The 22115-nt window shown below is 73.8% G+C and carries 18 protein-coding genes; 15 read left to right on the top strand and 3 right to left on the bottom strand.

The window, feature by feature from the left end:
- The first annotated feature begins 3 nt into the window (after window positions 1–3).
- The 4 genes from ACFYX4_RS01870 to ACFYX4_RS01855 all read left to right on the top strand — a co-directional run bounded on the left by ACFYX4_RS01870 (window position 4) and on the right by ACFYX4_RS01855 (window position 5680).
- Window positions 4–1020 carry an NlpC/P60 family protein gene (locus ACFYX4_RS01870; protein ID WP_389324165.1) on the top strand — a complete coding sequence of 339 codons (1017 nt, stop codon included), beginning with the start codon at window positions 4–6 and terminating at the stop codon, window positions 1018–1020.
- A gap of 41 nt (window positions 1021–1061) precedes the next feature.
- Window positions 1062–2336: a hypothetical protein gene (locus tag ACFYX4_RS01865; protein ID WP_389324162.1), complete on the top strand. Its 1275-nt coding sequence runs from the start codon at window positions 1062–1064 to the stop codon at window positions 2334–2336.
- 397 nt (window positions 2337–2733) lie between these two features.
- On the top strand, window positions 2734–3876 hold the full coding sequence (locus ACFYX4_RS01860; protein ID WP_389324159.1) for a glycosyltransferase family 4 protein: 1143 nt from the start codon (window positions 2734–2736) through the stop codon (window positions 3874–3876).
- Window positions 3877–4093: 217 nt separating this feature from the next.
- Window positions 4094–5680, top strand: a complete 1587-nt coding sequence (locus tag ACFYX4_RS01855) for a GMC oxidoreductase (RefSeq protein ID WP_389324156.1) — start codon at window positions 4094–4096, stop codon at window positions 5678–5680.
- Between the two features lie 28 nt (window positions 5681–5708).
- Here ACFYX4_RS01855 and ACFYX4_RS01850 read toward each other — a convergent pair whose 3' ends face one another.
- On the bottom strand, window positions 5709–7505 hold the full coding sequence (locus tag ACFYX4_RS01850; RefSeq protein WP_389324153.1) for an AMP-dependent synthetase/ligase: 1797 nt from the start codon (window positions 7503–7505) through the stop codon (window positions 5709–5711).
- A gap of 311 nt (window positions 7506–7816) precedes the next feature.
- Between ACFYX4_RS01850 and ACFYX4_RS01845 the strand changes: the two genes are divergently transcribed.
- From ACFYX4_RS01845 to ACFYX4_RS01820, 6 genes are all read left to right on the top strand, one after another.
- Window positions 7817–8614, top strand: coding sequence for a metallophosphoesterase (locus tag ACFYX4_RS01845; RefSeq protein WP_389324150.1), 798 nt, complete (start codon window positions 7817–7819; stop codon window positions 8612–8614).
- An 82-nt stretch (window positions 8615–8696) separates the two neighbouring features.
- Window positions 8697–9134: an SRPBCC family protein gene (locus tag ACFYX4_RS01840; protein WP_389324148.1), complete on the top strand. Its 438-nt coding sequence runs from the start codon at window positions 8697–8699 to the stop codon at window positions 9132–9134.
- Window positions 9135–9596: 462 nt separating this feature from the next.
- Window positions 9597–10757: an ArsA family ATPase gene (locus ACFYX4_RS01835; protein ID WP_389324145.1), complete on the top strand. Its 1161-nt coding sequence runs from the start codon at window positions 9597–9599 to the stop codon at window positions 10755–10757.
- 71 nt (window positions 10758–10828) lie between these two features.
- On the top strand, window positions 10829–11335 hold the full coding sequence (locus tag ACFYX4_RS01830; protein ID WP_389324142.1) for a DUF5304 domain-containing protein: 507 nt from the start codon (window positions 10829–10831) through the stop codon (window positions 11333–11335).
- A 101-nt stretch (window positions 11336–11436) separates the two neighbouring features.
- On the top strand, window positions 11437–12390 hold the full coding sequence (locus tag ACFYX4_RS01825) for an ROK family glucokinase (RefSeq protein ID WP_389324139.1): 954 nt from the start codon (window positions 11437–11439) through the stop codon (window positions 12388–12390).
- A 124-nt stretch (window positions 12391–12514) separates the two neighbouring features.
- The gene (locus ACFYX4_RS01820) at window positions 12515–13276 is read left to right on the top strand and encodes an endonuclease/exonuclease/phosphatase family protein (RefSeq protein WP_389324136.1); all 762 of its coding nucleotides are present in this window, start codon (window positions 12515–12517) and stop codon (window positions 13274–13276) included.
- Here the strand turns inward: ACFYX4_RS01820 and ACFYX4_RS01815 are convergent.
- Together ACFYX4_RS01815 and ACFYX4_RS01810 are read right to left on the bottom strand one after the other, a co-directional pair.
- Complete coding sequence (locus ACFYX4_RS01815; RefSeq protein ID WP_389324133.1) at window positions 13273–14154, bottom strand: hypothetical protein; 882 nt, start codon at window positions 14152–14154, stop codon at window positions 13273–13275. The two genes, ACFYX4_RS01820 and ACFYX4_RS01815, sit on opposite strands and share 4 nt — an antisense overlap.
- A complete protein-coding gene (locus tag ACFYX4_RS01810; protein ID WP_389324130.1) occupies window positions 14147–14926 on the bottom strand; it encodes an alpha/beta hydrolase in 780 nt (259 codons plus the stop codon). Before ACFYX4_RS01810 ends, ACFYX4_RS01815 begins: the two co-directional genes overlap by 8 nt.
- Before the next feature lie 146 nt (window positions 14927–15072).
- On the opposite strand from ACFYX4_RS01810, the gene ACFYX4_RS01805 reads away from it, so the two are divergent.
- The 5 genes from ACFYX4_RS01805 to ACFYX4_RS01785 all read left to right on the top strand — a co-directional run bounded on the left by ACFYX4_RS01805 (window position 15073) and on the right by ACFYX4_RS01785 (window position 22110).
- Window positions 15073–15942 (top strand): lysophospholipid acyltransferase family protein, encoded by an 870-nt coding sequence (locus ACFYX4_RS01805; RefSeq protein ID WP_389324127.1) that lies wholly within the window; start codon window positions 15073–15075, stop codon window positions 15940–15942.
- A gap of 28 nt (window positions 15943–15970) precedes the next feature.
- Window positions 15971–17212 (top strand): MacS family sensor histidine kinase, encoded by a 1242-nt coding sequence (gene macS / locus ACFYX4_RS01800; RefSeq protein WP_389324124.1) that lies wholly within the window; start codon window positions 15971–15973, stop codon window positions 17210–17212.
- Complete coding sequence (locus ACFYX4_RS01795; RefSeq protein ID WP_389324121.1) at window positions 17209–17886, top strand: response regulator; 678 nt, start codon at window positions 17209–17211, stop codon at window positions 17884–17886. Before macS ends, ACFYX4_RS01795 begins: the two co-directional genes overlap by 4 nt.
- A gap of 166 nt (window positions 17887–18052) precedes the next feature.
- A complete protein-coding gene (locus ACFYX4_RS01790; RefSeq protein WP_389324118.1) occupies window positions 18053–21742 on the top strand; it encodes a CHAT domain-containing protein in 3690 nt (1229 codons plus the stop codon).
- 29 nt (window positions 21743–21771) lie between these two features.
- Window positions 21772–22110, top strand: a complete 339-nt coding sequence (locus ACFYX4_RS01785; protein WP_389324115.1) for a hypothetical protein — start codon at window positions 21772–21774, stop codon at window positions 22108–22110.
- The last annotated feature ends 5 nt before the right edge of the window (window positions 22111–22115 follow it).

The raw sequence follows: 22115 nt of genomic DNA, 5'->3' as shown, positions 1-22115 counted from the left end.
CCCGTGGGGTCCCATCGCCGCCTTGCACCGTCCGGGTTCGACCGGGGCGCCCTGTGCGCCGTGTCCGTCGCCGCCGCCGCCCTCGGCGCGGTCGCCGCCGCCGTACCGGCCCCGGCCGCACCGTTCGACGACACCCGTGCCGAGGTGGACCGTCTCTACGAGCAGGCCGAGAAGGCCACCGAGGCCTTCAACAAGGCCGGTGAGCGGGCCGGAACGCTGCGCCGGCAGGTCGGCGACGCGCAGGACCGGGTCGCCCGGCAGCAGGCCCGCGTCAACGACCTGCGCGAGCGGCTCGGCGCGCTCGCCGGCGCCCAGTACCGCACCGGCGGCCTCGACCCGTCGCTGGCGCTGCTGTTCTCCGACGACCCGGACGACTACCTCGACAAGGCCTCCGCCCTCGACCGGATCACCCTCCACCAGGCCGGTGAGCTGAAGGACCTCCAGGGCGCCCTGCGCGAACTCGCCCAGGAACGCTCCGAGGCCGCCCGCCGGCTCGGCGAGCTGGAGAAGAGCCGCAAGGCGGTCGCCGGGCACAAGCGGATCGTCGAGCAGAAGCTCGCCAGAGCACGGCGGTTGCTGAACTCCCTGCCCTTCGCCGAGCGCGCCGCCTACGACCGGGCCTCCCGTTCCGGCCGGGACCACATGCCCGGCCCCGGCGACGCCGCCCCCGCCTCGGGCCGCGCGGGCGCCGCCCTGGCCGCCGCCCGCTCCGCGCTCGGCAAGCCGTACGTCTGGGGCGCCAACGGCCCCACCGGCTTCGACTGTTCGGGCCTCGTGCAGTGGTCCTACGCGCAGGCCGGCGTCGCCCTCCCGCGCACCTCGCAGGCCCAGGCGCACGCAGGCCGACAGGTCCCGCTCTCCCAGGCCCGTCCCGGCGACATCGTCACCTACCGCTCCGACGCCAGCCACGTCGGCATGTACGTCGGCAACGGCCAGGTCATCCACGCCCCCTATCCCGGCGCGCCGGTCCGCTACGACCCGGTCGGCATGATGCCGGTGTCGACGGTCACGAGACCCTGAGAGCCGGGCTCCCTCCCGGCGGGCCGCCGTACGATCGGGGGATGGCCGGGCTGAGACGGGTGAGCGGGGTGCGGGAGAGCATGTCCCCGCGTCCGTCCGGCATACCCGTGCCACCGCTCCGCCGGCCGGTGCCGCCGCTCCGCCTGCCGGTCCTGCCGCTCCTCCTGCCGGTGCTGTTGCTCGCGTTCCTCGTGGGCTGCGGGGGACGGCCGGCCGTGGACGGCGCCCGGGAGGACGCGCAGCGCGTGCTCGACCGGCGGGCCGCCGCGGTGCTGGCCCACGACGCGGACGCCTACGCCGCCACCGGCGACCGTGCCGGCTACGCCCGGCTGCGCACCCTGCCGCTGGCCGCCTGGTCCTACCGGGTGACCTCCGCCGCCCGCGCCGGCGACACCCTCACCGCCGGCGCCGAGCTCAGCTACCGCATCGAGGGCTACGACAGGGCCCCGGTGACCGTCGCCCGCACCCTGCGCCTGGCCCGCACCGCCGCCGGGAGCTGGGCGGTGACCTCCGAGCGGCCCGCGCCGAAGGCCGGCGACCAGCTGTGGGACCAGGGGCCCGTGACCGTCGCCCGGGGCGCGCACAGCCTGATCCTCGGCGTCGGGCACTCCGCCGAGCGGCTGCGGGGCTTCGCGGACCTGGCCGACCGCGCCGTCCCGGCGGTCTCGGCGGCCTGGGGCACGGACTGGGCGGGGCACGTCGTCGTCCTCGTGCCGCGGTCGCTGGACGGCATGGCGGCGCTGCTCGGCTCGCCAGCCTCCTCCTACCGGGGGATCGCCGCCGTCACCACGGGCGAGACGGGCGGCGCGGACCGCGCGCCCGCGGACCGGGTCATCGTCAACCCCGACGCGTACGGCATCCTCGGCCCGGTCGGCCAGCAGGTCGTGCTCACCCACGAGACCACGCACGTCGCCACCCGTGCCCACACCGGCGCGGCCACTCCGCTGTGGCTGTCCGAGGGGTACGCGGACTGGGTCGGCTACCGCGGCACCGGACGCACCCCGGCCCAGGTCGCCCCCGAACTCCAGAAGGCCGTCACCGAGGGACAGGCCCCGACGGAGCTGCCCGCCGACGGCGACTTCGGCTTCGCCGGGGACGCGGGCCGCCTGGCGCGGGCGTACGAGGGGGGCTGGCTGGCCTGCCTGCTGATCGCCGAACGGTGGGGCGAGGACCGGCTCGACGCGTTCTACCGGGCCGTGGGGGAGCACGAGCAGCGGGCCGGGGCGGTCGAGGAGGCGCTGAAGAGCGAACTGGGGACGACGCTGGAGGAGTTCACCGGCGACTGGCGGAACTACCTCACGGAACGGCTCGCCTGAGCCGGTGGGCCCCCTGCGGGCGGGCAGTCGCCTCCGGCCAGCCGGTCAGGCGGTGCCTTCCGGGCCGGCGATCGCCTTCGGCCAGCCGGTCGGGCGGTGCCTTCCGGGCCGGCGATCGCCTTCGGCCAGCCGGTCGGGCGGTGCCTTCCGGGCGGACGGTCGCCTCCGTCAGGCGGTCAGGCGGTGCCTTCCGGGCGGGCGGTCGCAGCCGGTCAGCCGGTCAGGCGGTGCCTTCCGGGCCGGCGATCGCCTTCGGTCAGCCGGTCGGGCGGTCCCTTCCGGGCCAACTGCCGCTCGCCCACGGCCTGTCGGGCCTCGGGATGCCCGGGCCGGGCATCGTGACACCCCGCCCGGCTGTGCACGGGCGGTGAACGCCGGTTGGGTAGGGTCGGCGGCGATGCACAAGACCCTGATCGTGACGAACGACTTCCCGCCCCGGCCGGGCGGCATCCAGGCGTTCCTGCACAACATGGCGCTCCGCCTCGACCCCGAGCGGCTCGTCGTCTACGCGTCCACCTGGAAGCGCGGCCGGGAGGGGGCCGAGGCGACGGCCGCCTTCGACGCCGAGCAGCCCTTCACCGTCGTCCGCGACCGCACGACGATGCTGCTGCCGACGCCCGGCGCGACCCGGCGGGCCGTCGGGCTGCTGCGCGAACACGGGTGCACGTCCGTGTGGTTCGGGGCCGCCGCGCCGCTCGGGCTGATGGCCCCCGCGCTGCGCAGGGCCGGCGCTCGCCGGCTGGTCGCCACCACCCACGGCCACGAGGCCGGCTGGGCCCAGCTGCCCGCCGCCCGGCAACTGCTCGGGCGGATCGGCGACACCACCGACACGATCACCTACCTGGGCGAGTACACGCGCTCGCGGATCGCGACCGCGCTGAGCGCCGGGGCCGCCGGACGCATGGTGCAACTGCCGCCGGGCGTCGACGAGAAGACCTTCCACCCGGGCTCCGGCGGCGACGCGGTCCGGGCCCGCCTCGGACTCGCCGACCGGCCGGTCGTCGTCTGCGTCTCCCGGCTGGTGCCGCGCAAGGGCCAGGACACGCTGATCCGGGCGATGCCCAGGATCCTGGCCGCCGAGCCGGAGGCCGTGCTGCTGATCGTCGGCGGCGGACCGTACGAGAAGGACCTGCGGCGGCTGGCCCAGGAGAGCGGCGTCGCGGGCTCGGTGCGCTTCACCGGCTCGGTGCCCTGGTCGGAGCTGCCCGCCCACTACGGCGCCGGCGACGTCTTCGCCATGCCGTGCCGCACCCGCCGGGGCGGACTCGACGTGGAGGGCCTCGGCATCGTCTACCTGGAGGCCTCGGCGACCGGACTGCCGGTGGTGGCCGGCGACTCGGGCGGCGCGCCGGACGCGGTACTCGACGGAGAGACCGGCTGGGTGGTCCGAGGCGACTCCCCCGAGGACACGGCAGACCGCATCACCACCCTCCTGGCCGACCCGGAACTCCGCCACCGAATGGGCGAACGCGGCAGACAGTGGGTGGAGGAACGATGGCGCTGGGACCTGCTGGCGGAGAAGCTGAAGGGCTTGCTGTAGGGCAGCGCCCGTAGGGCGCGCCCTACAGGGGCGCGGGGAACTGCGCGACCGGCTACCTACGGTCCGCACCCGCCCGTCCGCGGGACCCGGCACTCTGGAAGGCGTACGCAACCCCTAGCGGGAGGCGATAAACCGGCCCATGCTGACGCACATGACACCAAACCTGAGCAACCGTCAGCTGACGCACCCTCAACTGACGAGACGTCAAATCCTCGGCATGGCAGCCCTCCAGGCCGCAGCCACCCTCGGCTTCACCCGAATCAACCTCACCGCAGCCCACGCCGCCGAGCCCGACGCAGTCGACACCGCCCCCGCCATCGTCATAGGTTCCGGCTACGGCGGCGCCGTGGCCGCCCTCCGCCTCGGCCAGGCCGGCATCCGCACCCTCGTCCTCGAGATGGGCCGCCTGTGGAACACCGCCGGTCCCGACGGCAAGGTGTTCTGCACCACCAGCGCCCCCGACCACCGCTCCATGTGGTTCCGCACCCGCACCGAGGCCCCGCTCGCCACCTTCCTCTGGCTGGACGTCGTCAACAAGGACATCAGCGCCTACCCCGGCGTCCTGGACCGCGTGCACTTCGCGAACATGTCCGTGTACGTGGGCCGAGGCGTCGGCGGCGGCTCGCTGGTCAACGGCGGGATGGCGGTCACCCCGCTCCGCTCCTACTTCGCCGAGCAGTTCCCGACGGTCGACGTCAACGAGATGTACGGCACCTACTTCCCGCGCGCCCGTTCGATGCTCGGCGTCAACACGGTCGACCCCGCCTGGTTCGAGGCGACGGACTGGTACCGGTTCTCGCGGATCTCCCGCAAGCACGCCCAGAACGCCGGCCTGAAGACCACCTTCGTGCCCAACGTCTACGACTTCGGCTACATGCGGCGCGAGGCGGACGGCACGGCGACGAAGTCGGCGCTCGCCGGCGAGGTCATCTACGGCAACAACCACGGCAAGCGCAGCCTCGACAAGACGTACCTGGCGTCCGCGCTCGGCACCGGCAACGTCACCGTCCACACCCTGGAGAAGGTCCGCGCGATCAGCCGCGCCGCCGACGGCACCTACGTCCTGACCGCCGACCGCATCGACGTCACCGGGAAGGTCGTCGAGACCAAGCAGTACGGCTGCACCTACCTGTTCCTGGGCGGCGGCAGCGTCGGCACCAGCGAACTCCTCGTGCGCGCCCGGGAGACGGGCGCATTGCCCGCGCTGGACGCGAGCGTCGGGGCCGGCTGGGGCACCAACGGCAACGTGATGCTCGGGCGGGCCAACCATCTGTGGGACACCGTCGGCGCCGACCAGTCGACCATGCCGGTCATGGGCATCGACGACTGGGCCAACACCTCCAATCCCGTCTTCGCGGAGATCGCCCCGCTGCCGACGGGCCTGGAGCACTGGGTAAGCCTGTATCTGGCGATCACCAAGAACCCGCAGCGGGCGTCGTTCACGTACGACGGCGCCACCGGCGGGGTGAAACTGGGCTGGTCGGCGGCGCAGAGCGCCGTCTCCGTGGGCATGGCCAAGAAGCTGTTCGACCGGATCAACTCGGCGAACTCCACCATCTACCGCTACGACCTGTTCGGCTCGCCGAGCAAGGTCTTCGCCGACGACTTCACCTACCACCCGCTCGGCGGCTGTGTGTTGGGGAAGGCGACCGACGACTACGGCCGGGTGAAGGGATATTCGAAGCTGTACGTCACCGACGGATCGCTCGTGCCCGGCTCCATCGGGGTGAACCCGTTCGTCACCATCACCGCGCTCGCCGAACGCACGATGGCGCGGGTCCTCGCCGAGGACACCGCGCCATGACGCTCCGTCAGGAGGGCCAGAAGGGCCGCTACTTCGCGTAGATCGCCTCGATCTCCGCCGCGTAGTCCTTCGCCACGACGTTGCGCTTGAGCTTCAGCGACGGGGTGAGATGGCCCGTGTCCTCCGTGAACTGGGAGGAGAGAATGCGGAACTTCCGCACCGATTCCGCCTTCGACACCGCGGCGTTGCCGTCGTCGATCGCCGACTGGATCGCGGCCAGCAGGTCCGCGTCCGTACAGAGCGATGCCGCGGTGGACCCCGACGGCTTGCCGTGCTCGGCGGCCCAACGGCCCAGGAACTCCTCGTCGATGGTGATCAGCGCGCCCACGAACGGTCGCCCGTCGCCCACCACCATGCACTCCGCGACCAGCGCGTGCGCCCGGATGCGGTCCTCGATCACGGCCGGGGCGACGTTCTTGCCGCCCGCGGTGACGATGATCTCCTTCTTGCGGCCGGTGATCCTGAGATAACCGTCCTCGTCGAGGGTTCCGATGTCACCGGTGTGGAACCAGCCGTCGGCCAGCGCCTCCGCGGTCGCGCCGGGGTTGTTCCAGTACTCCTTGAACAGGTGCTCGCCGTGCAGCAGCACCTCGCCGTCGTCCGCGATCCGCACCACCGAGCCCGGCAGCGGCTGCCCGACCGTGCCGATCTTCTGCCGGTCCCACGGGTTGAACGCGGTCGCGGCACAGGACTCGGTGAGGCCGTAGCCCTCCAGGACGGTGAAGCCGATGCCGCGGAAGAAGTGGCCGAGCCGCTCGCCCAGCGGAGCGCCCCCGGAGATCGCGTACTCGCCGCGCCCGCCCAGCACCGCGCGCAGCTTGCTGTACACCAGCCGGTCGAAGACCTTGTGCTTGATCTTCAGACCGATCGACGGGCCCGACGGCGTGTCCAGCGCCCGGCTGTATGCGATCGCCGTGTCCGCCGCCTTGTCGAAGATCGCGCCCTTGCCGTCCGCCTGCGCCTTCGCCCGCGCCGAGTTGTAGACCTTCTCGAAGACGCGCGGCACGCCCAGCACCAGCGTCGGCCGGAAGGAGGCCAGTTCGTCGGTGAGATCCTTGATGTCCGGGACGGTGCCCAGCTTGATCGGCGCCATCATCGGGGCGATCTGCACCAGCCGGCCGAAGACGTGCGCGAGGGGGAGGAACAGCAGCACGCTGCACTCGCCGGTGCGGAACAGCGGACGCAGTCGCTCCACGATGTTGCCGCACTCGGCGAAGAAGCTGCGGTGGGTGAGGACACAGCCCTTGGGGCGCCCGGTCGTGCCCGAGGTGTAGACGATGGTGGCCGGGTCGTCGGCCTTCGCGAGCGAGCTGCGCTCCTCGACGGTCCGGTCCGAGACGTCCTTGCCGAGCTGTCCGAGCTCCTCCACGCCCCCGTTCTCGATCTGCCAGACGTGCTTGAGGGCGGGCAGCGTGTCACGCACCGACTCGACGGCGGCGCTGTGCGCGTCCAGCTCGACGACGATCGCGGTCGCGCCCGAGTCGGACAGGATCCACCGCACCTGCTCCGGCGAACTGGTCTCGTACACCGGCACCGTCACCGCGCCCGCGCACCAGATGGCGAAGTCCAGCAGCGTCCACTCGTAACGGGTGCGCGACATCAGGCCGACCCGGTCGCCCGGCTGGACCCCGGAGGCGATGAGACCCTTGGCGGCCGCGTGCACCTCGGCCAGGAAGACCGTCGCGGACACGTCCTCCCAGGCCCCGCCGGCCTTGCGGGCCATGACGGCGACGTCAGGGTGCTGCGCGGCGTTTCTGCGGACGATGTCGGTCAGATTGCCGTCCGCGGGGACCTCGTACAAAGCCGGAAGGCTGAACTCGCGCAAGACTGCTGCTCCTCATAGGGCGCCGGCGCCACGACGTTGTGCGATGCGACGGTGCGGTCCAAGGCTCGGGCGGTGCTCCGGTTCCTCGGGCGGGCCGGGACCCGCTGGCTGAAACCTGAGCACGACTGGACTGCCCGGACGTTACCCGCCGGTATGGCTTCTTTGACAGGGGGGCCCGGCGAGATGTTCGCTGCGTCACACAGATTGGTGTTTCCTCGCGCACAGTAGTCCACCGCTTTACTAACTGGCCAGTAACCGGTATTCCGGCCGCCACTGTTCACGTATGCCGCACACGCTTACTCTTGATCGCCATGGCATCCACACCGTCCGGCCGGGGCAGGACACGCATCCACGTGGTCAGCGACGTGCACGGCAACGCGCGTGACCTCGCCCGCGCGGGCGAGGGCGCGGACGCCCTGATCTGCCTCGGCGACCTGGTGCTGTTCCTGGACTACGCCGACCACTCCCGTGGCATCTTCCCCGATCTCTTCGGCGTTCAGAACGCGGACCGGCTCGTCGAACTGCGCACCGCCCGCCGCTTCGAGGAGGCGCGGGAGCTGGGGGCGCGGCTGTGGGCGGGCGTCGGCGAGGACCGGGCCGCGGTGATCGAACGGGCGGTGCGGGGGCAGTACGCAGAGATGTTCGCGGCGTTCCCCACGCCGACGTACGCGACCTACGGCAACGTCGACATGCCGAAGCTGTGGCCCGAGTTCGCCGGGCCCGGCACGACGGTGCTGGACGGGCAGCGGGTGGAGATCGGCGGCTGGGTCTTCGGCTTCGTCGGCGGGGGCCTGCGAACGCCCATGCGCACGCCGTACGAGATCGGCGACGAGGAGTACGCGGCGAAGATCGAGGCCGTCGGCGAGGTCGACGTGCTGTGCACGCACATTCCGCCGGAGGTGCCGGACCTCGTCTACGACACGGTCGCGCGCCGCTTCGAGCGGGGGAGCCGGGCGCTGCTGGACGCGATCCGCCGGACCCGTCCCCGGTACTCCCTCTTCGGCCACGTCCACCAGCCGCTGGCGCGGCGGATGCGGATCGGGGCCACCGAGTGCGTCAACGTGGGGCACTTCGCCGGCGCCGGGACACCCTGGGCGCTGGAGTTCTGACCGGGTGGGGTGGCAACGGCGCGGCGCACGCGCGGTAGCCTTCACGCTGCACACAGGGACCGCGTCTGGAGGAGCCGGGGCGATGGCGGAACACACCAGTTCGAGCATCACGATCGAGGCGGCGCCGGCCGACGTCATGGGCGTGATCGCCGACTTCGCCCGCTACCCGGAGTGGACCGGCGAGGTGAAGGAGGCGGAGGTGCTCGCCTCCGACGCGCAGGGGCGCGCCGAGCAGGTCCGTCTCGTCATGGACGCGGGCGCGATCAAGGACGACCAGGTGCTCGCGTACACCTGGACCGGTGAGCACGAGGTGTCCTGGACGCTGGTGAAGTCCCAGATGCTGCGCTCCCTGGACGGCTCGTACGTCCTGAAGCCGGCGGGCACGGGCACGGAGGTGACGTACCTCCTCACGGTGGACGTCAAGATCCCGATGCTCGGCATGATCAAGCGCAAGGCGGAAAAGGTCATCATCGACCGCGCGCTGGCAGGCCTGAAGAAGCGCGTGGAATCCGGCCAGTAGTTTTCCTGCGCGGGCGGGTGGGGGGGGCGAAGGCCACGACTTTTCCCCCCACCCACCCGTTCGGCAGCTCAAGAGGCACCGCAGAACCTGGATCGCTCGGGCCCTGCCCTGCGGGCAGCCGCGCCGCTACCCGGCCGCCCGCGCGGACGCTGGTCGCGCAACGCCGCCATGCGCTAGCGGCCGCGCCGCTGGGGCGCTACCCGGCGGTATCGGCGGACGGCGGGGCCGCAGAACCTCCCCAGCCGCGGGCAGTCGTGCCGCAGGGGCGATGGGGGTCCCCCCGCTCGAGCGAAGTCGAGAGTGGGGGAGGGTGGGCGCGGCGGCAACCCGTTAGCGCCGGGCCGTGCGACCCACCCCCGGCCCCGGTCGCCGGGCCGCGCACTCGGCCGACCCTCGGGCCACCCCCACGCCGGTTCACCGGCAAGCCGGGGGGAAGGTGATCGTCCGTTACCGTTCACCCTCATGCGTACCCTCCTGATCACCGGCCCGGGCGGCAGCGGCCGGACCACCCTCGCGGCGGCCACCGCGCTGTCCGCGGCCGGCGCCGGCGCCAAGACCCTCGTCCTGAGCGCCGACCGCACCGACACCCTGGGCGCCGCCCTCGGCGCGCCCACAGGAGCCGTACCGACCCAGCTCACCCCCACCCTCACCGCCTGGCGCCCCGACGCCTCCGCCGGCTTCCGCGACGACCTCGCCGGCTTCCAGGACCGCGCCTCCACCGTCCTAGACCTGCTCGGCGCCTCCCGCCTCGACCCGGAGGAGGTCACCCCCCTCCCCGGCGCCGGGGAGCTCACCCTCCTGCGCGCCCTGCGCGACGCCGCCCTCGCCGAGTCCCACGACCTCCTCGTCGTGGACCTCCCGCCCACCCCGCAGGCCCTCGGCCTCCTCGCCCTCCCGGAGGAACTGCGCCGCTACCTGCGCCGCCTGCTCCCCCCGGAACGTCAGGCCGCCCGCGCCCTGCGCCCCGTCCTCGGCCGTCTCGCCGGCGTCCCCATGCCCGCCGAGTGGCTGTACGAGACGACCGCCCGCTGGGACGTGGAACTGGCCGCCGTGCAGGCCGTCCTCGCCGACCGCGCCACCGCCGTACGCCTGGTCGCCGAGCCCGGACCGGCCGGCGAGGACGCCGTCCGCGACGCCCGCCTCGGCCTCGCCCTGCGCGGCCTGCCCGTCGAGCGCCTCGTCGCCAACCGCGTCCTGCCCGAGGACGCCGCCGACGCCGGCCCCCTCGCCGCACTGGTGACCCAGCAGCGCAAGGTCCTGACCGCCTGGGCCGAGGCCCGCCCCGTCGCCCACCTCGGCCACGACCCCCGCGGCGCGGACGACCTCACCGCGCTCGCCGTCCCCGCCGTCAACACGAGCGTCCCCCCGGTCGAGTGGCCCGTCGCCGACCGGGTCGCGCAGGACGGCGTGCTCGTGTGGCACGTCCCCCTGCCCGGCGCCATACGCGACGAACTCGACCTCGTCCGGCGCGGCGACGAACTCGTCGTCACCGCCGGGCCGTTCCGCCGGATCGTGCCGCTGCCCTCCGTGCTGCGCCGCTGCACCGTCGACGGCGCCGCCCTGCGCGACGGCGAGCTGCGCGTCCGGTTCGCGCCGGATCCCGCGCTCTGGCCGCGCACGTGATGAACGACGTACCGCCGTTCGGGTAACGTCGTAGAGGCGAACCGTAGTCAGGAGCCCGTCAGGAGCCCGCCATGAGCGAAGAGCGCCCCACACCCGACGCCGCCGGCGACGAGGGCTTCGGGGAGGCTCGCGCGACCGACGCCGACGCCTGGTCCACCGCCTGCGCCGAGGACCTGGCGGCGGAGAAGGCCCGCCGCCGCGCCGAGAACGGGCCGCCGCCGGGATCGGCCGCCGAGGAGTTGCGCAAGCTCGTCGACTCGGTCGCCGACCGGCTCTCCGGTCTCCAGTCCCCGCTGCTCGGGGCGGTCGCCGGGCCCGCCGCCCAGCAGGTCGTGCGCCAGGTCGTCCAGCAGGCCAAGGCCGCCGTCGAACCCGTCATCGAACGCAACCCGGACGTCTTCGACCACCTGGCCGCCGCGGGGAACGAACTGCTCGCCGCCTACCGCTCCGCCGTCCAGCACCAGGAGCAGCGTTGGACGGCCCGCGCCGGCGACCCGCTCCGCCCCTCGGCCGACCCCGCCGACCCCCGCGACGGCGGCGAGGACCCCGGCCCCGGCCAGCGCATCGACCTGGACTGAGCCCCCCGGAAGTCCCCCTGAGGCCCCGCCGCCGGGAACCCGACGGCACAAGGCCTCGGGTACGGTTGCGGTAGCGGGGCTCGACCGAAACTGAGGGATTCATGGGACTCACCATCGGCGTCGACATCGGCGGCACGAAGATCGCGGCCGGCGTGGTCGACGAGGAAGGCAACATCCTCTCGACCTTCAAGGTGCCGACCCCCTCCACGCCCGAGGCCATCGTGGACGCCATCGCCTCGGCGGTGGAGGGCGCACGCGCCGGCCACGAGATCGTCGGCGTGGGCATCGGAGCGGCCGGTTACGTCAACCGGCAGCGCTCCACCGTCTACTTCGCACCCAACATCGACTGGCGCAACGAACCGCTCAAGGAGAAGGTCGAGGGGCGCGTAGGCCTCCCGGTCGTCGTCGAGAACGACGCCAACGCGGCCGCCTGGGGCGAGTACAAGTTCGGCGCGGGCAAGGGCCACCGCAACGTCATCTGCATCACGCTCGGCACCGGGCTCGGCGGCGGCATCATCATCGGCAACAAGCTGCGCCGCGGCCACTTCGGCGTGGCCGCCGAGTTCGGCCACATCCGCATGGTGCCGGACGGCCTGCTGTGCGGCTGCGGCTCGCAGGGCTGCTGGGAGCAGTACGCCTCCGGCCGCGCCCTCGTGCGGTACGCCAAGCAGCGCGCCAACGCCACCCCCGAGCGCGCCGAGGTGCTGCTCGGCCTCGGCGACGGCACGCCCGACGGCATCGAGGGCAAGCACATCTCCATGGCCGCCCGCCAGGGTGACCCGGTCGCCGTAGACTCCTACCGCGAGCTGGCCCGCTGGGCCGGCGCCGGCCTCGCCGACCTCGCCTCCCTCTTCGACCCGTCCGCGTTCATCGTCGGCGGCGGTCTCTCCGACGAGGGCGACCTCGTCCTCGACCCGATCCGCAAGTCGTACCGGCGCTGGCTGGTCGGCGGGAACTGGCGTCCGGTGGCCGACGTGATCGCGGCCCAACTCGGCAACAAGGCGGGCCTGGTGGGCGCGGCGGACCTGGCCCGCGAGCCCGACCCGATCATGTAAGGCGGCTGTTCGAGTTCCCCGCGCCCCGGAACGGCGGGCGCGGGGAACCGCACGAAGAACCAACGACGCACCCGTCGTCGCAACAGGACAATTGCGCCCGAGTCGTCGGCGTACATTGACCCCCATGCCGCAGCTCCCCAACTCCCGCACCGAGTCCGACGGTTCGGCCGTCATCCGGGTCCTGAGCTACAACATCCGCTCCATGAGGGACGACACCGACGCCCTCGCCCGCGTCATCACCGCCTGCGCTCCCGACCTCGTCCTCGTCCAGGAAGCGCCGATCTTCTTCCGCTGGCGCAAGAAGCTCGCCCGGCTCGCGTCCGCCACCGGACAGGTGGTCCTCACCGGCGGCGGCACGGCCGCGGGCCCCGCCGTGCTCTGCTCGCTGCGGGCCACCGTGGAGCACACCGAGGACGTCCTCCTGCCCCTCACCCCCGGGCATCACCGACGGGGCTTCGCCACCGCCGTGGTCCGCTTCGCGGGCGCGCGGCTGGGCGTCGTCAGCTGCCATCTGAGCCTGCACACAGGGGAGCGGTACGAGCAGGGCGGGATGCTCCTCGACCGGCTGGCCGGGATGGGCGTGGAGCACGTCGTCGCGGGCGGCGACATCAACGAGACGCCCGCCGGAGGCACGTTCGCCCGGCTGAGCGCGGCCCTCCAGGACTGCCGGGCCGTCGCGCCCTGGGGCGGAGAGCTGACGTTCACGCCCGCCGACCCGCGCCGCCGCATCGACGCGATCTTCGCGACCGAGGGGGTGGAGGTGCTCGGCTGCGGAGTGCCGGCCGGGCACCCGGGGGTGACCGAACGCGATCTGAGGGCGGCCACGGACCACCTCCCGGTCCTCGCCGCCCTCAGAATCCCCGTCGATCCCGCCGGTTCGTTCTAGACGACCGCTCCCCGACCCGGGTCGCCCTCGTCCTCGTCGTCACCCGGGTTCATCCGCATGACCAGCGTGGCGAAGCCGCCCAGGAAGCCGCCGATGCCGACGGTCGTCAGCCACCACGTCATCTCCCAGCCCAGCAGCACCGCCACCAGCAGCAGCACCGGTCCGCCGAGCACGCCCAGCCAGGCGAACTTGGCCGTGGTGTCGGCGTCCGGCAGCGGCGGCGGCTCGGGCGGCACGAAGTGGCCCTCGTCGTCCTCGTCGAAGTCCGCCTCGGACGGCTCGGACAGCGAGTAGTCGCGCGGGCCGACACCGGGCGCGAAGGAGATGGAACTGCCCAGCGGCTTGGCCGGCTTGTCCCCGCCGCCGGACTCGTCCCCGGAACCGGAACCGGAACCGGAACCCGAACCAGAGCCGGACCCGGAACCCGAACCGGACCCCGGCTCGGCAGCCGAACCGGCCCCGGCTCCGGCGGCGGTACCCGCACCGGTGCCGGTGCCCGTACCCGTGCCCGCCCCCGATCCGGCGTCGGAGGCCGCGCCGGGATCGGCGACGGAGACGGCCCCCGCGCCGATCCCCGAGCCGGTCCCCGCCCCGGGCCCGGCGCCGGAAGCCGCTCCCGACCCCGTCCCCGATCCCGACCCCGCCCCGTCGTCGTTCGGCTCCGCCTCCAGCAGCGCCAGATCCTCGATCGACTTGAACGGCTTCGCGCCCGGCGGGTCCGCCGGCTCCTCGCCGTAGCCCGCGACGATCGCCGCCCACGCGGCCTCCTCGTCGAAGGGCACATGCTGCTCCTCCGGCTCGCGGTCCCCGCCGCTCGCGCCGGAGTCCCGTCCCTCCCGCTCCTCGCGGTCCTCGCGGTCGGAGTCGTGCTCAGCCACCTGCCGTCGTCCCTTCCTTGCCGACACTGGGTGCGAGCCGGCCGATGAACGCGAGACTCTCGTCGAGGATCCGGTCCGCGTCGTGGTCCAACGTCGCCACATGACAGCTCTGTTCCAACAGGACCTCCGTCACGTCCGTCGACGACACCCGGCCCAGGATCCGGGCCGCGTCGGCGGCCGGCACCACATGGTCCCGCAGGCTGCGCAGGAGCAGCAGCGGCTGGGTGACCTGGGGCAGTTCGCCGTCGACCTGTCGCAGGAAGGCCCGCAGGGAGTGGGCGGCGTGCAGCGGCACCCGGTCGTACCCGGTCTCCACGACGCCCTCCTTCGCGATGTCGCCCACGATCCCCTTCGTCGTCCGCACGAGATGCCGGGCCACCGGGAGCGCGTACGCGGACAGACCGTGCACCCGGTTCGCCGGATTGACGACGATCACGCCCTCGACCCCCTCGCCGTGCTTCGCCGCGAGCCGCAGTGCCAGGGCCCCGCCCATGGACAGTCCGGCCGCGAACACCCGCGCGCAGCGCTCGCGCAGGATCCGCAGCTCGCGGTCCACCGTCGCGTACCAGTCGGGCCAGCCGGTGAGGACCATGTCCTCCCAGCGCGTGCCGTGTCCCGGCAGCAGCGGCAGCGAGACGGTCAGACCGCGCCCGGCGAGCTGCCGTGCCCAGGGGCGCAGCGACTGCGGGGATCCGGTGAAACCGTGGCAGAGGAGGACCCCGACCTCCCCGCCGGCCCGGCGGTACGGCTCGGCTCCAGGAAGAACCGGCACCTTCGGTCTCCCGTCTTCTGTCTTGTGTGTGGTTCACCGTACGCGACCGCACTGACACCGACCAGGGCCGTCGGAGCCTTTGCGGCCACTCCGGGTTAAGGTCTGATCGACACATAACAGGAGGCACTCGGTTGTTGTACGGCGCGATGAAGGTTTCCGTCGGGGGTCCGCTGAAGGTGATCTTCAGGCCCTGGGTGGAAGGCCTGGAGAACGTTCCCGCCGAGGGCCCCGCGATCCTGGCGAGCAACCACCTCTCCTTCTCGGACTCGTTCTTCCTGCCCGCCGTCCTGGACCGCAAGGTCACCTTCATCGCCAAGGCCGAGTACTTCACCACGCCCGGGGTGAAGGGCCGGCTGACGGCGGCCTTCTTCAAGGGCGTCGGCCAGCTCCCGGTGGACCGTTCCGGCGCCCGCGGCGCGGGTGAGGCCGCGATCAGGAGCGGCATAGAGGTCCTGGAGAGCGGCGAGCTGTTCGGGATCTACCCGGAGGGCACGCGTTCGCCCGACGGCCGCCTCTACCGCGGCAAGCCCGGCGGCCTCGCGCGCGTGGCGCTCGCCACCGGTGCGCCCGTCGTCCCGGTCGCCATGATCGACACGGAGAAGATCCAGCCGCCCGGCAAGGTGATGCCGAAGGTGATGCGGCCCGGCATCCGCATCGGCAAGCCGCTGGACTTCAGCCGGTACCACGGCATGGACCACGACCGCTTCGTACTGCGCGCGCTGACGGACGAGGTCATGTACGAGATCATGAAGCTCTCCGGCCAGGAGTACGTCGACATGTACGCGACCGCCGCCAAGCGGCAGATCGCGGAGGCGGCGAAGGCCGAGAAGGAGGCGGGCAAGGCCGCGAAGGCTGCGCTCGCCCGAGCGGAGAAGGAACAGGCCGAGAAGCTGAAGGCCGAGCAGGCCGAGAGGGCCAGGCAGGCCGGAGCAGCAGAGCGGCAGGCGGCGCGGGCGGAGACGGACGGCAAGACGAACGACGAGACGGACGACGAGTCGGAGCGGTCCGGGCCCTAGACGGGGCCGGGGCCGGGGGGTGGGGGACGTGGCCAGACGCGAGAGAGTCATGCGGATGTCGGTGGAGCTGCCGCTGTGGCGCGCGCTCGCCGCCTACCGGGTGCTGACGATGCTGTACGCGGTCGGCCTGTTCGCCACCGCCTACGACGAGTTCGTCCGCCCCGGCGTCGCCGTCGGCTACTACGCGGTGCTGAGCGTCTGGACGCTGGCCACCCTGCCCCGGGTGCAGAACGCGGCCGCCTGCACCAAGCGGTTCCTCGCCGTCGACCTCACCATCGCGCTCACCGGCATCCTCCTGACCCCGTTCGCCGACGCCCACCAGCGGATCGTCGACGGCGGCCCCACCCTGCCGTCGATATGGACCGCCGGCGCCGTCCTCGCCTTCGCCATCAAGGGCGGCTGGCGCTGGGCGGCCTTCGCCTCCACCCCGGTCGCCGTCGCCAACCTGATCGAGCGCGGCGCCCCGGCCCACGACACCGTCCACAACGTCATCCTCGTCTGGGTCGCCTCCATCGCCATCGGCTACGTCGTCGAGGTCGCCCGCGCCTCCGAGCGCACCCTCGCCCGCGCCCTGGAGATCGAGGCCGCCACCCGGGAACGGGAGCGGCTCGCCCGGGACATCCACGACGGCGTCCTCCAGGTGCTGGCCATGGTGCAGCGGCGGGGCGCGGTCATCGGCGGCGAGGCGGCCGAGCTGGGCAGGATGGCCGGCGAGCAGGAGGTGGCGCTGCGCACGCTGGTCTCCGGCGGGCTGGTGCCCGTCTCCCGCGTCTCGGAGGACGAGTCCGAGGGCGCCGTCGTCCGCCTGGTGGACGTGCCCGAGGAGGACGACGGCGACGACGGGCCGGTCGACCTGCGCACCCTGCTCGCGCCCTTCGCCGCCGCCCGGGTCAACCTCGCCGAGCCCGGCGCCCCGGTGCTGCTGCCGCCGCCCGCCGCGCGGGAGGTGGCGGCGGCCGTCGGGGCCGCGCTGGACAACGTCCGCCGGCACGCCGGGCAGGACGCGCGCGCGTGGATCCTGGTCGAGGACGAGCCCGACTCGGTCGTCGTCACCGTGCGGGACGACGGGCCCGGCATCCCGGAGGGGCGGCTCGCGCAGGCCGAGGGCGAGGGACGGCTCGGGGTGGCCCAGTCGATCCGGGGCCGGCTGCGCGACCTCGGCGGCGGCGCCGAGCTGATCTCGACGCCGGGCCAGGGCACGGAGGTCGAACTGACGGTGCCGAAGGCGCCGCGGGAGAACAACCAGCGGGGTAAGGCGGGAAGACGATGAGCGACGTGAACGGCCCGATCAGGGTGATGGTGGTCGACGACCACCCCATGTGGCGGGACGCCGTCGCCCGGGACCTCGCGGAGTCCGGCTTCGACGTGGTCGCCACCGCCGGCGACGGCGAGCAGGCCGTGCGCCGCGCCCGTGCCACCGAGCCGGACGTGCTCGTCCTGGACCTCAACCTGCCCGCCAAGCCGGGCGTCCAGGTGTGCAAGGAGGTCGTCGCCGCGAACCCGGCGCTGCGCGTCCTGGTGCTGTCCGCGAGCGGCGAGCACGCCGACGTGCTGGAGGCGGTGAAGTCCGGCGCGACCGGCTATCTGCTCAAGTCGGCTTCCACCGAGGAGCTGTTGGACGCAGTGCGCCGCACCTCCGTCGGCGACCCGGTGTTCACCCCGGGCCTGGCCGGTCTGGTCCTCGGCGAGTACCGCCGGCTGGCCTCCGAGCCCGCGCCCGCCGCCGGCGCCGACGAGTCCGACACGCCCCGGCTCACCGACCGCGAGACCGAGGTGCTGCGGCTCGTCGCCAAGGGCCTGAGCTACAAGCAGATCGCCGAACGGCTCGTCATCTCGCACCGCACGGTCCAGAACCATGTGCAGAACACCCTCGGCAAGCTCCAGCTGCACAACCGGGTGGAACTCGTCCGGTACGCGATAGAGCGCGGCCTCGACGACGAGTGAGCGGCGCGCGACACTGACCTTCCGTCGGACCGTCTTCGCTCTCCACGAGGGCCGTTTCGCCACGATGGCCGCCGCGCGCGGCACGCGTGGCGTCCGCGACCCGCTCGCGGAGGCCGGACTGCCCTTCGGCTGACGGGACGTCAAGCGTCGGGTGAACGGGGGAATCGTGGCCGCATGGTGGAAGGCGCTGGGCCTGCGGGCGCTGCTGGAGGCCAACGCGGAGACGCTCGCCGCCGTCTGGCCCGCCGTACGCGACGGCACGGCCCCGCCTGTTCCGGACCGCAGGCGGACGAAGTCGCTTGCCGCACTGTGCAGGGTGGCGTCCAAGGCGGCCGCCGCCGGGGGAGACGACGCGCCGGAACTCGCGGTCGGCCTCCTCGCCGGCGTCGTGCTGCACCGCGTGGTTCCGGTGGCCCGGCCCCCGGCCCTGCTCCCGCTCTTCGACCTGACGGCGGACGTCGATGCCGAGTCGGCCGCCGCCGCCGCCGGGGCGGCCGCCGGGTTCGCCGCCCGGGCCGGCTCGGACCGCACACCGCAGTGGCTGCGCCGCTGGTGCCTGGACGCCGCCCTGCTCTGCGGCAGCCGCTGTCTGCACGGGCCGGCGCCTGACGAGGACGCGCGCGGCCAGGTCCACCACCACCTCGCGCTCCTCGCCGGGCAGCGCTTCGAGGCGGTCGGCGACCCGGCCGACGAGGACATCGCGTTCACCCACGCGCGTGCCGCGCTCGACCTGGCCACCGGCCCGGAACGCCCGGATCGCGCCGCCCGCCTCGCCCGGCTGCTGACCGGCCGCTCCGTCCGGCTGCGGGACCCCTCCCTCATGGAGGACGGCGTCGAGCTGGCCCGGTCCGCGCTCGCCCTGCGGGATCCGGGAAGCCTCGCCTGGCTGGCACAGGCGACGGCGACGGTGGGCACCCTCCTCGCCGCCACGGCCAAGGACACCGAGAACGTCGACCTGCTCGACGAGGCCCTGGACGTGGAGCGCGCGATGCGGCGCCACCCGCAGTACCACCGTTTACGGGACATGTTCGGCGACGGGTACGCGGGCCTGCTCGCCCAGCGCTTCGCCCGGCGCCGGGACCGGGGGATCCTGGACGAGGCCATCGCGGCGTACGAGGAGCTGTACGCCCTCGAACCGGGGCGGTACGCCGCCGATCTCGGCCGGCACCTCCAGTACCGCTTCCAGACGCACGGCGACACCGCGGAGCTGCGCCGCGCCGTCGACCTGATGGCCGAGGGACTCTCCGCCGCGCCGGCCGGCCAGGAGGCGATCATGTCCTACGGCACCGCCGTGCTACAGGAGCACCGCGCGACGGGCGGCACCGACGCGGTGGACCGGGCCGTGGCCACGGTGACCCGGCTCACCGCCCCCGGTGCCGCCCACGCCGACGACAGCCAGGTCCTGGGCACCCTCTCCGACCTGCTGCGGGCCACCGGCGAACGGGCCCGGCCGCCGGAGTACGGCCCCGCCGAGGCCGCGGCCCGCCGCTCCCTGACCCGCGCCGGCACCGCCGGGCACCGGGCCCGCGCGCTGGCGCGGCTCGCCGAGGTGCTCGTGGACCGCTACCGGGCCACCCGCGACCTGGCCCTGCTCGACGAGGCGGTCGCCTGCTGCCGCGAGGGTGCCGCCGTACTGCCGCCCGGCGCCGACGTGCCCCCGCAACTGCCGGGCGCCCTCGTCATGGCCCTGGTCGAGCGGCACGCCCGGACCCGGCACCTCGCCTCCCTGCGCGAGGCGGTCGACGCGGCGGAGCGGCTGGTGGACGAGACCCCCGACTTCGGCTCGGAACGCCCCGTGATCCTGGGCAACCTGGTCGCCCTGATCGTCGAGCACGCCCAGCGGACAGGGGACCCCGCCGAACTCGACCGGGGTCAGCGGCTCGTCGAGCACGCCCTGGCCACCACCGCGCCCGGCCACCACGGGCGCGGCCATCTGCTGGTCGCCCTCGGCGGCATCCTGCTCGCCCGCACCCGGCTGCCCGGCGCCGGCATCGAGGCCGCCGACACCGCCGTACGGCACTGCGAAGCCGCCCTGCGGGACGTGCCCGAAAACCCGCGGGGTTCCGCACCCGTCCTGTACGGCAACCTGGCGCACGCCCTGTGGGCCCGCCACGATCACGGCGGTGGGCGTGCCGACCTGGACCGGGCGCTGGAGGCGGCGCGTACGGCCGTACGTATGCTGCCTCCCGGCGAGCCGCGCCGCGGCAACGCCCTCACCGTCCTCTCCCGGATGCTCACCACGACCGCACGCACCGACGGCGACCACGACGCCGTACGCGACGAGGTGTTCGCCGTCAACGCAGAACTCGCCGCCGACCCGGGGCAGTCCGCGCTCGTCCGTACGGGCGCGGCCCTGGAACTCGCCACCCTGGCGGGGGCGTCCGGCGACATGGAGCGGGCCCTCTCCGCGGCCCGCGCCGCGATGGAGACGCTGCCGCTGCTCGCCTGGCGCGGGGTCGACCGGTCCGACCAGGAGGAGATGCTCGGCCACAGGGCGCAGGCCGGCACGTTCGCCGGGCTGATCGCGCTGGCCGTACAACGGCCCGCCGAAGCACTGGAACTGCTCGAGGCGGGGCGCGGGGTGCTCGCCGCCCAAGCCCTCGAACTACGCACCGAGACCGATGAACTGTCCGATGCGCAGCCGGAGTTGGCCGCCCGACTCGACGCGCTGCGCCATAGCCTGGACCGGGTCGCCGTCGACGGCACGGCGGGCGAGGAGGCGGACCGCCGCCACCGGCTCGCCCGAGAGTGGCAGGAGACCCTGGACGAGATCCGCGCCCACGACGGCTTCCAGGACTTCCTGCGCCCGCCCCGCGCGGAGCAGTTGCTGCGGGTCGCGGAGCACGGACCGGTCGTCGTGGTCACCGGCGGACCGCGCAGCGGAGGATACGCTCTGCTGCTCGACGGCCCCGACGTACAGGCCCTGTCGCTGCCGGGCTTCTCCGAGGAGGAGGCCAGGGAGCGCGGCGAGACGCTGGCGCGGGCCGCTGCCGCCGCCGCCCGCTCCGGCCTGGCCCGCGCCTTCGCCGAACAGGCCGTCGGCGACATCCTCGACTGGCTCTGGCGCACGGTGGCCGGACCGGTCCTGGACGCCCTCGGCGTCACCGGCCCTCCCGCGCCCGGCCAGGACCCGCCCCGCCTGTGGTGGTGCCCGTCCGGAGCGCTGTCCTTCCTCCCGCTGCACGCGGCGGGCGAGGTGCCGGACCGGGTGGTGTCCTCCTACACGCCGAGCGTCGCCGCCCTGCTCCGGGCCCGCGGCGGCACGGCGGCCGGAGCGCACCCCCTGATCGTCGCCGTCCCCGAACTCGACGGCCAGGCACCGCTCCCCGGCGCCCTGCGCGAGGCGGGCCTGGCCCACGCGGCGGTCGGCGGCACCCTGCTCACCGGCGACGCGGCACGGACCGACACCGTACGCACCGCACTCACCGCACACTCCTGGGCGCACTTCGCCTGCCACGGCGTCCAGGACCCCGAACAGCCCTCCCGCGGACGGCTGTTGCTTTCCGACGGGGAGCTGTCCGTGCGGGACGTCTCCCGGTTCCACCTGCCCGGCGCCCAGTTCGCCTACCTCTCGGCGTGCGAGACCGCCGTGGGCGGCACCCGTCTGCCCGACGAGGCGCTGCACCTGGCCGGCACGCTCCAACTCGCCGGATTCTCCCAGGTGATCGGCACGCTGTGGCGGGTGGACGACGAGTCGTCGGCCGAGATCGCGCAGGGTGTTTACGGGGTCCTGAAGGACGCGGGTCCGGGCGCCCCGCCGGCCGCCCTCGCCCTCCACCGGGCGGTGGGCCGCCTGCGCGCCCGCCACCCGGACCGCCCACTGAGCTGGGCCGCGCACCTGCATTCCGGGGCGTGACCGGGGCGATGGGCTCTACGATCGTCGCCGTGGAAACAGCCGACGACGATCTCCATGCCGAGTTCTGCCGGGAGTTGGCCACCCTGCGGCTGCTGAGCGGCCCCCGGCGGGCGGCACTCGAACAGGCGGTACGGCGGTTGCGGGAGGGCGCGGCCATCGGCGAGGTGCTCGCCTCGCTCGACGTCGCGCTCACCGCCCCGCTGCTGGCCCGCGCCCCCACGCCCGTCGGAGCCCCCGGCCCGCCCGTGCGCGGCAGCTATGTCTGCCCGGTCGGGGCCTGCCCGCGCGTCGAGCGGCGCCGGTCCGGGCAGGGGCCGCCGGAGTGTCTGGTCCACGAACGTGTGCTGAGCTTCGTGGCGGACGGCTGAGGGCC

Source organism: Streptomyces sp. NPDC002328, assembly GCF_042890065.1.
Taxonomy (GTDB): Bacteria; Actinomycetota; Actinomycetes; order Streptomycetales; family Streptomycetaceae; genus Streptomyces.
The sequence above is the reverse complement of the archived record's forward strand: the minus strand, read 5'-3'. Positions and strand labels throughout refer to the sequence as shown.

Excerpts from the sequence above, each read along its gene's own strand:
- ACFYX4_RS01865 (WP_389324162.1), top strand. The coding sequence starts at position 1,062 with ATGGCCGGGCTGAGACGGGTGAGCGGGGTGCGGGAGAGCATGTCCCCG.
- ACFYX4_RS01840 (WP_389324148.1), top strand. The coding sequence starts at position 8,697 with ATGGCGGAACACACCAGTTCGAGCATCACGATCGAGGCGGCGCCGGCC.
- ACFYX4_RS01860 (WP_389324159.1), top strand. The coding sequence starts at position 2,734 with ATGCACAAGACCCTGATCGTGACGAACGACTTCCCGCCCCGGCCGGGC.
- ACFYX4_RS01835 (WP_389324145.1), top strand. The coding sequence starts at position 9,597 with ATGCGTACCCTCCTGATCACCGGCCCGGGCGGCAGCGGCCGGACCACC.
- ACFYX4_RS01825 (WP_389324139.1), top strand. The coding sequence starts at position 11,437 with ATGGGACTCACCATCGGCGTCGACATCGGCGGCACGAAGATCGCGGCC.
- ACFYX4_RS01845 (WP_389324150.1), top strand. The coding sequence starts at position 7,817 with ATGGCATCCACACCGTCCGGCCGGGGCAGGACACGCATCCACGTGGTC.
- ACFYX4_RS01795 (WP_389324121.1), top strand. The coding sequence starts at position 17,209 with ATGAGCGACGTGAACGGCCCGATCAGGGTGATGGTGGTCGACGACCAC.
- ACFYX4_RS01855 (WP_389324156.1), top strand. The coding sequence starts at position 4,094 with ATGGCAGCCCTCCAGGCCGCAGCCACCCTCGGCTTCACCCGAATCAAC.
- ACFYX4_RS01830 (WP_389324142.1), top strand. The coding sequence starts at position 10,829 with ATGAGCGAAGAGCGCCCCACACCCGACGCCGCCGGCGACGAGGGCTTC.
- ACFYX4_RS01805 (WP_389324127.1), top strand. The coding sequence starts at position 15,073 with ATGAAGGTTTCCGTCGGGGGTCCGCTGAAGGTGATCTTCAGGCCCTGG.
- ACFYX4_RS01820 (WP_389324136.1), top strand. The coding sequence starts at position 12,515 with ATGCCGCAGCTCCCCAACTCCCGCACCGAGTCCGACGGTTCGGCCGTC.